The 12,587-nt window shown below is 34.5% G+C and carries 12 protein-coding genes; all 12 read left to right on the top strand.

What is annotated here, in order from left to right; genetic code table 11:
• The first annotated feature begins 9 nt into the window (after nt 1-9).
• The gene (locus tag RT412_RS02250; protein WP_312833460.1) at nt 10-1,854 is read left to right on the top strand and encodes a heavy metal translocating P-type ATPase; all 1,845 of its coding nucleotides are present in this window, start codon (nt 10-12) and stop codon (nt 1,852-1,854) included.
• Nucleotides 1,855-2,010: 156 nt separating this feature from the next.
• Nucleotides 2,011-2,502, top strand: a complete 492-nt coding sequence (locus RT412_RS02255; RefSeq protein WP_312833459.1) for a Csac_0668 family 2Fe-2S cluster-binding (seleno)protein — start codon at nt 2,011-2,013, stop codon at nt 2,500-2,502.
• A gap of 252 nt (nt 2,503-2,754) precedes the next feature.
• Complete coding sequence (locus tag RT412_RS02260; protein WP_312833458.1) at nt 2,755-3,444, top strand: hypothetical protein; 690 nt, start codon at nt 2,755-2,757, stop codon at nt 3,442-3,444.
• A 14-nt stretch (nt 3,445-3,458) separates the two neighbouring features.
• Entirely contained in the window at nt 3,459-5,132 is a 1,674-nt protein-coding gene (locus RT412_RS02265; RefSeq protein ID WP_312833457.1) for an antirestriction protein ArdA, read from the top strand.
• Nucleotides 5,125-5,421 (top strand): DUF4314 domain-containing protein, encoded by a 297-nt coding sequence (locus RT412_RS02270; protein ID WP_312833456.1) that lies wholly within the window; start codon nt 5,125-5,127, stop codon nt 5,419-5,421. The genes RT412_RS02265 and RT412_RS02270 overlap by 8 nt, the downstream gene beginning before the upstream one ends.
• Nucleotides 5,418-6,437 carry a hypothetical protein gene (locus RT412_RS02275; RefSeq protein ID WP_313339898.1) on the top strand — a complete coding sequence of 340 codons (1,020 nt, stop codon included), beginning with the start codon at nt 5,418-5,420 and terminating at the stop codon, nt 6,435-6,437. The genes RT412_RS02270 and RT412_RS02275 overlap by 4 nt, the downstream gene beginning before the upstream one ends.
• Before the next feature lie 199 nt (nt 6,438-6,636).
• Complete coding sequence (locus RT412_RS02280) at nt 6,637-6,975, top strand: hypothetical protein (RefSeq protein WP_312833454.1); 339 nt, start codon at nt 6,637-6,639, stop codon at nt 6,973-6,975.
• Nucleotides 6,976-6,993: 18 nt separating this feature from the next.
• Nucleotides 6,994-7,854, top strand: coding sequence for a DNA adenine methylase (locus RT412_RS02285; RefSeq protein WP_312833453.1), 861 nt, complete (start codon nt 6,994-6,996; stop codon nt 7,852-7,854).
• Nucleotides 7,841-8,338, top strand: a complete 498-nt coding sequence (locus tag RT412_RS02290) for a hypothetical protein (protein ID WP_313339900.1) — start codon at nt 7,841-7,843, stop codon at nt 8,336-8,338. The genes RT412_RS02285 and RT412_RS02290 overlap by 14 nt, the downstream gene beginning before the upstream one ends.
• A 17-nt stretch (nt 8,339-8,355) precedes the next feature.
• Nucleotides 8,356-8,913, top strand: coding sequence for a YodL domain-containing protein (locus RT412_RS02295; RefSeq protein ID WP_313339902.1), 558 nt, complete (start codon nt 8,356-8,358; stop codon nt 8,911-8,913).
• 56 nt (nt 8,914-8,969) lie between these two features.
• Nucleotides 8,970-9,167, top strand: coding sequence for a DUF6133 family protein (locus RT412_RS02300; RefSeq protein WP_312833465.1), 198 nt, complete (start codon nt 8,970-8,972; stop codon nt 9,165-9,167).
• Between the two features lie 17 nt (nt 9,168-9,184).
• Nucleotides 9,185-12,587 (top strand): S-layer homology domain-containing protein (locus tag RT412_RS02305; RefSeq protein ID WP_313413087.1); only part of this gene is annotated, 3,403 nt, incomplete at its 3' end.

Here is a 12,587-nt window from a genome sequence, read left to right on the forward strand (position 1 = left end):
AGTAAGAACATGAAAAACCGTCTTTGGAGAATAATCATTGGTGCAATATTCTTTATTGTCGCCATAGTAATTGATACAAATATTGAGTGGTTAAATATTGCTCTATATCTAATCAGTTATATTATTGTAGGTGGAGATATAGTAAAAAGAGCTGTTAGAAATATTTTTAAAGGTAAAGTTTTTGATGAAAACTTTTTAATGTCTATTGCTACTATTGGTGCAATGTTAATCGGTGAGTATCCAGAAGGTATTGCAGTTATGCTGTTTTATCAAGTTGGTGAGCTGTTTCAAAGTTACGCAGTTGATAAGTCAAGAAGATCAATTGCAGATGCTATGGACATACGACCAGATTATGCCAATGTTAAAAGGGGCGATGAAGTTATAAAAGTTGACCCTGATGAAGTACAAATTGGTGATATAATCGTAATTAAACCTGGGGAAAGAGTTCCTCTTGATGGTAAGGTAATTGAGGGAAATTCAATGGTTGATACATCAGCACTTACAGGTGAGTCTGTTCCGCGTGAGGTAGAAGTAGGGCATGAAATCCTAAGTGGATGCATCAACGTTAATGGAGTTATTACTGCAGAAGTTACAAAGGAATATGGAGAATCTACAGTAAGTAAGATTCTTGATTTAGTTGAAAATGCAAGTAGTAAAAAATCCCAATCAGAACAATTCATTACGAAATTTGCAAGATACTATACTCCAATTGTTGTAATTATTGCAGTTTTCCTTGCTATTATTCCGCCTCTTGTTATAGATGGGGCAACATTTAGCGACTGGATATATAGAGCATTAACGTTCTTAGTAGTTTCTTGCCCATGTGCTCTTGTAGTTTCTATTCCTTTAAGTTTCTTCGGTGGAATAGGTGGAGCATCTAGAAAGGGTATTTTAGTTAAAGGTAGTAATTATTTAGAGGCATTAGCAGAAGCTGAAATCATAGTATTTGATAAAACCGGAACACTTACAAAGGGTGTGTTTAATGTACAGGAAGTTCATCCAGAAGGAGTTTCTAAGGAAGAGTTATTAGAATTAACTGCATATGCAGAAAGTTATTCAAACCATCCAATTTCCAATTCCTTAAAACAAGCCTATGGCAAGGAAATTGACAATGGACGTATTTCAGATGTAGAAGAGGTATCAGGTCATGGTGTTTTTGCAACAGTGGATGGTAAAAAGGTTTCAGCGGGTAATATTAAACTTATGAAAAAGTTGAATATACCTTGCTATGAAGGTGAAGTTGTTGGAACTGTTGTACACGTTGGGATTGATGACAAGTATGCAGGTTATATCGTTATTGCAGACGAAGCTAAAGAAGATTCAGCTCGGGCAATTATGGAACTTAAGGAAGCTAAAATTAAGCAAACTGTTATGCTAACAGGTGATACAAAAAATGTTGCATCAAAGGTTGCTAAGCAGCTTGGATTAGATAAGGTATACTCCGAGTTACTACCAGGAGATAAGGTTGAAAAGGTAGAGGAATTATTAGCACAGAAATCTGCAAAGGGTAAACTTGCCTTTGTAGGTGACGGAATCAATGATGCTCCTGTTTTAGCCCGTGCAGATATTGGTATAGCAATGGGTGGTTTAGGTTCTGATGCGGCAATTGAAGCTGCGGATATTGTAATTATGACCGACGAACCTTCGAAAATTGCCACAGCAATAAAAGTTTCTAAGAAAACATTAAGAATTGCTCATCAAAACACAGTATTTTCAATTGGAATAAAAATAATTGTTCTTATTTTGAGTGCTTTTGGAATAGCTACTATGTGGGCAGCTATATTTGCAGATGTAGGTGTAACTATTATCGCAGTATTAAATGCTTTTAGAGCACTTAATGTTAAAAATCTGTAGTATTATATAACTGAACTATATAAAAAGATCAATTTAGCAGCATGTTTATCGGCTATAATCAGCTACAAACATATATTTTATCCTGATATTACTTTTCAACAGTTTTACAGTGCGATAATTAGGAAATAAAAATAAATCATGGATGGAATGAAAACAATGGGAAAAGAAATTTTGAATAAATGTTATTGTGGAAATACAAAGAAATCTTCTTGTAAGATTGAAAAAAATAATTTGTGCTCTATATGTGAGAAACAAGGTATTCCTGTAAAAAGCATTACAGTAAAGCACATGGTACTTGACGAACTAACGGAACAAGTTGGCGACAATGATTATTTTTTATGTATGAGTGAGGAATGTGATATTACTTACTATAACACAGAATCTAAAAATAAATTTAATAAACAGCAAGTAAAAGTACCAATATGGTTTAAAAATGATGCAAATCCTAAATATGCATGTTATTGTAGTGAAGTTACAGAAGAAGAAGTAATAAATGCGGTAGTAAAACATGGAGCTATCAATATGAAAGAGGTTTTAGAGATTACTGGAGCAATGAGTAACTCACAATGTCAAAAGAAAAATCCGCTAGGCAAATGCTGTCATCAAATAATCCAAGATGCGATAGATAAAGGATTAATTATGAAATGATTATTGTTTTGAGTGCTGCGATAGTGAAAAAATAGGTTATATTCCATTAGCATAAAATGAGCATATATTTTATACTAACAATAGCATGAAAAAACTTCAATAGCACTGAGATGAAAAACTCTTGGTGCTTTTGTTTTATATAAATCCAAAACTAAATATAGAAACCAAAAGAGGCGAAGTCTTTGATCAACTTATGATCGATAGGCTTCGCCTCTTTTTTATTTCAAAATAAAATTGAAAGGACTGAGAACAATGTCAAGATATTTTATGTATGGTACAACACTTGGAGGAATAGAACAGCTGATGATGCTGGCACCTAATTTTCCTCAAAGAAGAAGCGGAATAGTCATTAATAATCATTTTAATTGCAAGGGAGGTATTAAGTCTTGTAATGGATGTCTATCTACGGCTAAAACCAGAGGTAACCCTAATGATTGTTTTTGTTTCAAAGAAAAACTAAAGGCAGATGAAATTGAATATACAGATCTAATAAGAGATTGCTTTGGAAGAATAAAAAATTATGCTCTAAAAAACAGATTGAAATTACTTAGCAGCAAATTTACTGGTGAGCTATTTCTAGATTACAACCATAAGGAAAGGTTTCATCATGTAAACCATAAGCAAGATATTGAAGTATGGGAAAGGACACCGACCTATCTTGCAGTAATATTTCTTCTTACTGCTGATGAAGTATTATGGAACATCTCGGAGCATGCGGTCTGTTTAAATGGATTTGATTTTACACAGATACATCTTAGACAAATTAGTACAGCTGGCTACGCCCTATACCAAACAGCAAAAACTATATGGTCAGGAAAAGAATATATAAGAATCAGTGAGATAGCAGATAAAGAACTTATTGATGATTATGCATTTAAGATAATAATCAATGCATCATTAATTGCAAAGTATGGTGCAGATGTATTTTCAATTGAAAAATAGAATGGAGGAGAGATATGCTAATTAGAATAAAAAGAATCGACAGAAAAGAAAATGAGTCAATTATGTTTAATTTCCCTTATGAGGAAAGTGAAATATCCAAGGTATATAATCAGCTGGAGCTTGAAACTTCAATTGCTCCCAACTGCTATATTGAAGAAGTAGTTTATGATCCAGATATCAATGAAGTTCTAAAAGGTAAAGAGTGCAATATCGATGAATTAAATTTCTTATTTAAAAGGATGGATAGTTTCGATACAAAGGAAAGAAAAGTGTTTTTTGCTTCAGCCTTTGCAGAAAATTCGAAAACAATAGCAGAGTTAATCAATTTAAGCTTTAATACTCATTGCTATAGCCTTGTAAGTGACTTTAATAATCTGGAAACTGTAGGAAAAGACTTATATCTATCAGAAAAGCAAGCAGTAGCTACTAGAGAATTAGAAGAGCTTGATGGTGGATCCTTTGCAATGGAGGTAATAAAAAACAATCCTAATTTTAGAATTACTCCTTATGGAGTCTTATATAAGAATAGCAATGAACCAGAGCAAATATATAATGGCAAGCAGTTTCCCCAATACCATTGGAAAGAAACTGTAGCAACAATACAGTTGACTGCAAAAGGTGCAAATGAATTTATTTATCTTCCTTGTTCTGATGTTGAAATTGAAAAGGCACTGTTGAGATTAGAAACTCCTTACTTACATGATTGTGAAGTTGCAATTGATAGCCATAACTTTTCAGATAGAATAATAAATATCATTTCTGATGATACAACACGATTAATTAAGATAGATACCTTAAATAATTTAGCAGAATATTATAAGGAAATAGGCAACCATGATATAGAATATTTTGAAAAACTTATGGACTATGTTAAACCTCGAACTGTTGAAGAAATCTTTGCACTAGCAGATTCTATGTATGAATTTGAATTATTTGATGGTATCCATAGTGTAGAAAGCTATGGAAGATATATGATTTGTGACTCGGGACATTTTGAATATGATTCAAATATTGAAGAATATATTGATTTTAAAAGATATGGCAGAGAAAAAACGGCACAGGAAGATGGAGCATTTTCAGATAAGGGATACATTATTTATCATGGATATAATCAAAAGCTTTCCAATTTACTATTCGAAAATCTTGGAATAATGATTCTTGAAGAAAAAGAACTAAAGACATTAAAGCTATATATGCCCCTTACAGTTAATATTTACGAAATAGAAAATCAGCATGGATATCGTGAAATATCAAATGAGCCTATAGAATTAGAAAGCAGTGAGTTAATATACAATATGGATGAAATTTTACAAGCTATTGAAGTAAGCAATCTTCCGGGAGAAGAGCAAAGAGGACTGATGAAATATTATGATGCCAATGATAGCGTTAATGCTAAGGTTTCAAAATATGTATTTACTGTAGAAAAAGTAGGAGAAGAAATAATGGGGGTGGCTGTACTTACCTTAAATGATGATTTAACATCTTCAGAGCTTGAAAAGATCAAGGATGAAATAACTGGCCAAGCTTCAGACGGCTGGGGAGAAGGTTTTGAACAAAGAGAAATAAGCACAGATATGGGAGATCTCTACATTAGTTTCTGGAATAGCAGTAAAAGCTGGTTTATTAAAACAGCTGAAGAAATGGGAATAAATCAAAATCAAATAATGGGAGGGATAAAATTTGAATAATAGAAATCAAGTAGAAAAAATTAAAAAGATGTACCCTGCAGGAACAAGAATAGAATTACTTTCAACCATGGATGATCAGCAGGGGGTTGAGAAAGGGACTAAAGGAACAGTAATTCTCGTAGATGATATAGGAACCATACACATGAAATGGGATAATGGAAGAGGTCTTGGTCTTATTCCCGGAGAAGATAATTTTAAAGTGTTATCTCGTCCGCAGGAAGAAGAGATTAAAGAGTCAGATGAGCCTTCAGAAGAGCAATCACAAGGTATGGGAGGAATGAGTTTATGAAAAACTTAGAATATCTATGGAAAGATATTGAAGGAACAGAGAAAGAAAATGAATATCTAGAAAAGAGATTTGCTGAAATGTCAGTCAAAGAAAAATATATTCTAGAGGGTGCTGTTCAGATTGTGGAAGTCAATAATGTATCAGATTTGATTAATCTAACAGAGCAACTAAGTAATTTTGATTTTCATTACAAAGCTACTGATAATGAATCTCTTGGAGAATATATAGCAAGACATAAGGAATGTGCATCTGATGATATACTTCCCTTTATTAAAACCAAGCAGCTTGGTAGTGAATACCATGAAGATTTCAATGGGATATTTACGGACAACGGATATGTATATCAAAGAAATAGTCTCAAACAAATCTATGATGGCACAAATTTAGATGAGATGACAGGGGATGATTGGACTATAAAAATTAAAGTGGGAAGTAAGGATTATCCTGAAGGTGTATGGATAAACTTGCCTGACTATGAATTTTCTAGTTTAGAACCTGATGAAATGGCAATAGCCTTAGATGCACTTGGTACAAATAAGTGGAGTAGATGTGCTTTATTAGATGCAAAGTGTGTATTCCCTAATATTAAAGAGCTGGCAGAACAATATGACTCCATAGAAGAATTAATATCTGATGGTAATAACTTTGGATATGCCTGCGATGAACAAGGACAAGGCAGAGCTTTCTTTATAGAACATTTAGAGTCAGCGATGGAGCTTGAAGGTTGTACTAGACTTGACTTTGCCCTTGATATTTCACAGAATCTAAACTGTTATGATTTTGCTCCAAAGGAGGACAAACTTGAAAGCTATGGGAGATTACTTGCGAGAAAGAATGGTATTGTAGAACCTGATACCATACTTGGAGATAACTTTGATTATACCTTATATGCAAAAGCAGACATTGATAATAGAGGGTTAACGCCTTGTAAAAATGGTTTTATAAAATCAAACGGGGAACAGTTTCACTATGAATTCAGTAAAAAACTAGATAGTATGGGAATATCAATGGAGTAGTAAATTTTCTTATTGATATATCCCATAACTTAATATTCTAGGGTAGCACGGAAGATATCCGTGTTTTTTTAATATCTAAAAACAGATAAGGCCGATTGTTAGCTGTAATTTACAGCATAGCAATCGGCCTTTTTTGTTGTCCAAAACCAATCATATCCACAATGTTATGGTACATGGCATGCGAAAAGGAGGCGAGGAGGTGGAACATGATTTTTTAATTTATATAAAGAAATGCCATACAGGAAAAGAAAAAGCAGTCCCCAGTGCATTTCTGCAAAGCAGATTCTGTATCAGTTCAAGAACTGTCAGGAAATTAGTCAATCAATTAAGAAATGATGGCAATCCCATATGCAGTGGTGACAACGGATATTATTATGCATCAGATAGAAAAGAACTGCTTGCTAGTATAGGGCAGATGACAAGTCGGATTAGAGAAATTGCAAAAGCAAAGAGAGGACTAGTCAAAGCATTAGAGCATTTTCCAGATGCAAACGGACAATTGAGACTAGACCTTGATAAAGAGGTAAGAGAGAGGTGATGAAGTATTAATAGTTTTATGAGTTGGATAGGTGGCAAGAAATCTTTAAGAGAATTAATTGTATCTCTCTTTCCCTTATATTATGAACGATATATAGAAGTGTTTGGAGGCGGAGGTTGGGTACTATTTCATAAGCCGCCTGGCAATGATTTTGAAGTATATAACGATTATAATGGTCTTCTAACGAACCTTTATCGCTGTGTAAGGGAGAAACCAAACGAATTAATAGATGCACTATACTTTGTGTTAAACTCTCGTGAGGATTTTGACATAGTAAAGGAGGCCCTTGCAAGAGACAGTCCTACAAGTGATGTAATAAGAGCCTCATATTTTTATCAATTGATTCGCTATAGCTATGCCTCTGGACTTACTAGCTTCGGAAGTCAGCCTCATGATATGTGGAGCAACTTCCCTTTAATTGAACAAGCACATAGAAGGCTTAGTAAAGTAGTGGTTGAAAATAAAGATTTTGAAAAGCTGATTAGGCAGTATGACCGCCCTGTCAGCTTTTTCTATGCAGATCCACCGTATTTTGAAACAGAAAAATATTATAAAAATGTTGGTGAAGATGGATTTAAGAAAGAAGATCATATAAGACTTCGAGATACCCTTATGGGCATTGAGGGAAAGTTCTTGCTTTCTTACAATGACTGTTCCTTTATCAGAGAGCTATACGATGCACCAAACATCCAGATTGAAAGTTATACCCGTATCAATAATATTAAACAGCGCTATGATAATGGGGCTCAGTTTCCTGAAATACTGGTAGCAAATTATGATATGCACGAAAGGGAGATAAATTCTCCATCACAAATTAATTTATTTGAAATGAAAAATGGAATAGGAAAACAGGAGGGAATTTATAATGAAAATGATTAAAGAGTGTTTTGACAACAACGTTAGTTTACCAAATGAAATACTCAATGCAGCAGACCTTACAGGGTGTGAAGAAATTGAATTTAATACCTTAGAGAATGCTGTTGTTGCTATGAAAACAACTATGAATGCAATTGAGCTTATAAAGGTAGCTGAAGGACTTAAAAATCTCTCAGAAGAGTTAATTGTTCATCTAGCAGGGATTTGTGGGAGATGTCATGATTGCTCCTACTGTGAGAGATTTGAAGAATTTGATGAGATTATTGTCCCGGATTATCTCCTTGAAGAAGCTGGTATTCCAAAGGATGCAAAACTATGTGCTTGTACTGAGGAAGACAGTGGTGAAATCATAGTGATGCAGGCAGATTATGACTATGATATAGCTGATGTACCAAAGTTTGTTATTGATATCTTTGAGATGTCAGGTATCTGCATCAGAGAATTAGAAGAAAGAATTATGATGGAGGATATTGTCTATGGAGATTAAATGATGGGAGGTGCTTTATGAGAGGCATTGAACTAAAAAATGGCTGTATATTTTACTATGGAAATCCGTCAGGATATGTGGAAGAGGGTACTGCAATAGTAGATTCTATGTTCCAGAATGAAGAATTTAGTAAGTGGCTTAGTAACCGTAAACTGACAGCAAAATGGACAGAGGGTGTGTTTGAAAGACTTTCAAAAGAAGGTGTATCCTTTATTAATAATGAAAGACCAGTACCTCTTAAAGACTGTCGTATCTGGCAGCTAAGAGCTGATATAAGTCCTGAATATAAGTTTATTGGATATGAGGAACTTAAAGAAAACTTTGGAGAGCCAGATAAAAATAACTATGAGCTTGTATATGAAGGAGAAATAGAAACAAATGATTTAGAATCTATCTATTCAAAGTTTAATCTAAATCATCCTTGTGGATTTACTGGACACTCACTGTCAATGTCTGATGTAGTTGAGCTATATGATGACAATGGCAGTGAGTTTTATTATGTAGATCGTTTTGGATTTAAAGAAATAGATTTTGAGCAACAGGATCAAATACAAGATATGGATATGAGTATTTAAAAAAAATAATGGAGGAAAACAAGATGAAAAATATCTTAAGAAAATCAAATGAATTTATGATAAGAAAGGCTATTGCAGCAAAGGTAGCAGTTAGTAATAACCGTGGAGAAGGATATATTGATACAGCTGTAAAAATCCTTGTTGCCGTTGTATTAGGAGCATTGCTCCTTGCAGGTCTGTATGCATTATTCGGTGAAGTAGTTATGCCGACACTAGAAGAGCGAATCAAAGAAATGTTTAACTATGCAGGCTAAAAGGGGGAAAGTTAAAAATGAATCATAAATCAAAGAGAATAATAAATATTCTTTTGGTAGTTTGTATTTTAATTACCAGTTTTGTAGGCTCTGCCTATGCAACAAGGTTTGTATTTTCTGATAGTGTAGGTCATTGGGCTGAAGATGCAATTAATAATCTTGCAAGAAAGGGTGTAATTCATGGATATCCAGATGGACTTTCTCATCCAGATGAAATAATTACAAGGGGAGAATTTTCTGCTCTTTTAGCAAGAATTATGGAACTTGAGTCAAAGGAATCAAATACTGTTAACATAGTATTTGAAGATATTGCAGGACATTTTGCTCAGAAAGAAATTGAGGCACTTATTGATGAAGTTATTATCATAAAAGAAGAATATGGTGCTAAATATTTTCCGGATGAGCCTATTACTCGAATGGAAATGATTAAAATGTTAGTTAGAGCCATAGGTAAGGAAGAACATAATATGGATTGTGCCTGTAATACAGGGTTTACTGATGAAGATGATTTGACAGAAGAAGAACGTGAGTATATCTGTGCTGGCAAACATTATAATATAATCTCTGGTTATCCAGACGGAACAATACGTCCTGACGGAGAGGCAACACGAGGTGAAGCCTTTGAAATCCTTGATAGGCATGATGAAATTAAAGAGATAATCAAAATAGAAGAAGATGTTGTAGATTCTCCTGATGTGGAGCAAGAAGATAAGCCTTCAGATAATGGTTCATCCTCAAATGGAGGTCCATCTTATGTACCAGCACCGAAATATGATTATACACTTCCAAACACTGCTTATGTAGGAGAAGAAATAAAAATTATCCCAACTAGAAGTTATGTAAAATCTGTAACATGGACAGTTACTAAAAATGGTATTCCTACTGAAATTTCCTCTGTGTTAGATGGAGAATTGAAAGAAGAAGGTGGAGTAATTAAAATTAAGGCTGCAGGTAGTTATACAATTTCAGCTACGGCATTAAACAGTAGGGGCAGAACAGTTGTCTGTGAACAGACTGTCAGCATCTATCCAGTTATATCAGCACAATTTAGCTTGCCTGAAACAGCACATACTGATACAACAGTAGCTGTGGATCTTGTCACTGAGAATCTAGGAGATAATTCCTTGATATGGACGATTAAAAAAGATGGCAAAGAAATAGACCTTGAAACTGTAATTACAGGAGAACTTACAGGTAGTGGTGGTTTAATATTATTTAAAACTAATGGAGTATATGAACTAAGTGCCACAATTACTGATGAGTTAGGTAAAGAAGTTACAGTATCAGATATTATTACTGTATATCCATTAGCAGGAATAAAAATGGAGCTTGCAAATATTACCCATACGGATAAGACCATCACATTAAATACAGAAACAAAGAATGCAGAAGAGATGGAGATTGAATGGTCACTTACTCAAAATGGCAAAGTAGTTATTATTGAAGATTTCATTGAGGGCAACATCTCAATAGGGGAAAGCAATATACGTTTTAAAGAAAAAGGAGTATACAACCTTAGTATTTCATTAATTGATAAGACCGGAAGAGTATTTAAGGAAACTGTAGCTATTACAGTATATCCTGTAGGCTCAGCTGGTTTTTATCTTCCCGAAATATTTCATACAGACGATACCATAAAGGTTGAAGCTACATTTGGAGAAATCGGAGATCATATTGCTGATTGGTACCTTGTAAAAGATGGTAAGGAGGTTAAGCTTTCTGACTTCATCATTGGTAAACTTTCAAATGATGGTGGAATGATCCAATTTAATCAGAAGGGAGAATACACACTAAAGGCATCATTCATTGATGATGGAGGAAGAACTTATAACTATAAGCAAGCACTCAAAGTCTATCCTGTGCCATCCGTGAGCTATGCACTCCCTAAATATGTTCATACTGATAGTGATATTAGTGTAGATGTAGATAGTGCAGAACTTGATGGACTAAAGATTGAATGGCTAGTTGATAATACCTTTGGTTATCAGGACTGGTCAACCTATGTGGATGGCAAGTTAGCTAATAACGGTGGAAATATTCAATTTAAAAGAGCTGGCATATATGAATTGGTAGCTAGAATTACCGATGACACTGGCAGAGTATTTCTTTTTGAAGTGGGTGGTAAAACAGAAGTACTTCCTGTGTTAAGCATAGGATTCGAACTGCCTGTCCTTGCATACACCGACAGCATAATTGATATTAGAACTCATGGCAACAATAACGTACTGCCAGTGGAATGGGGTATTACAAAAGACGATAAACCCATTTCTGAAAGTAAAGCATTTGATGGCAGCTTAAATGCACATGGTGGAAAAATCACTTTTCTTGAAGAAGGGGAATATGTTCTAACTACAACAATGACAGATTTTCTAAAAAGGAGTTTCTCACATTCCCAAAATATAACGATAAAGCCTGTTATAGAGTATAGTTTTACAATGCCTGAATCAATTCATTATGGCAAAGAGTTTGAAGTAAAAACCACTTCTGAAAATCTTGGAAATAATGAGGTTCAGTGGACATTAGAAAAAGTAAGTGAACCAGCCTCTTTTAGTGGAGAACTTGCAAATGATGGAGGTAAGATTTCAATATCAGATATAGGGGTATTTACTCTTATCGCTACAATTACAGATAGTGAAGGTAGAATATTCACTTACAATGACACTATTACAATTGCTAATACTGCACCAACAGTGACGATAACTGCTACACCAACTCGAACTGTTAAGAGTGGTAAATTCTTCGTTGATATTAAGGCAACAGCTAATGACGCAGATGGGGATGCAACAACCTTGGAATATGACGGAACAACAGCTGATAACTACTATGCAGTAGGTACACACACCATCCGAGTACGAGCAAAGGATATAGCAGGTGCTTATTCACCATGGGTGGAAAAGAGTTTTACAGTTATAAATTCAGCACCAACAGTAACATTCACGGCTACACCAACTCGAACCGTTAAAAACGGTAAATTCTTCGTTGATATCAAGGCAACTGCTAATGATGCAGATGGAGATGCAACAACCTTGGAATATGACGGAACAACAGTTGATAACTACTATGCAGTAGGTACACACACTATCCGAGTAAGAGCAAAGGATATTGCAGATGCATATTCACCATGGATGGAAAAGAGTTTTACAGTTATAAATTCAGCACCAACAGTAACACTAACTGCTACACCAACTAGAACAGTTAAAAATGGCAAATTCTTTGTTGATATTAAGGCAACTGCTAATGATGCAGATGGAGATGCAACCACTTTGGAATATGAAGGAACAACTGCTGATAACTACTATTCAGTAGGTACACACACAATTAAAGTACGAGCAAAGGACATAGCTGGTGCTTATTCGCCGTGGTTAGAAAAGAGTTTTACAGTTATAAATTCAGCACCAACAGTAACACTAACTGCTACAC

Source organism: Sedimentibacter sp., from assembly GCF_032080165.1.
In the GTDB taxonomy this organism is placed as follows: Bacteria; Bacillota; Clostridia; order Tissierellales; family Sedimentibacteraceae; genus Sedimentibacter.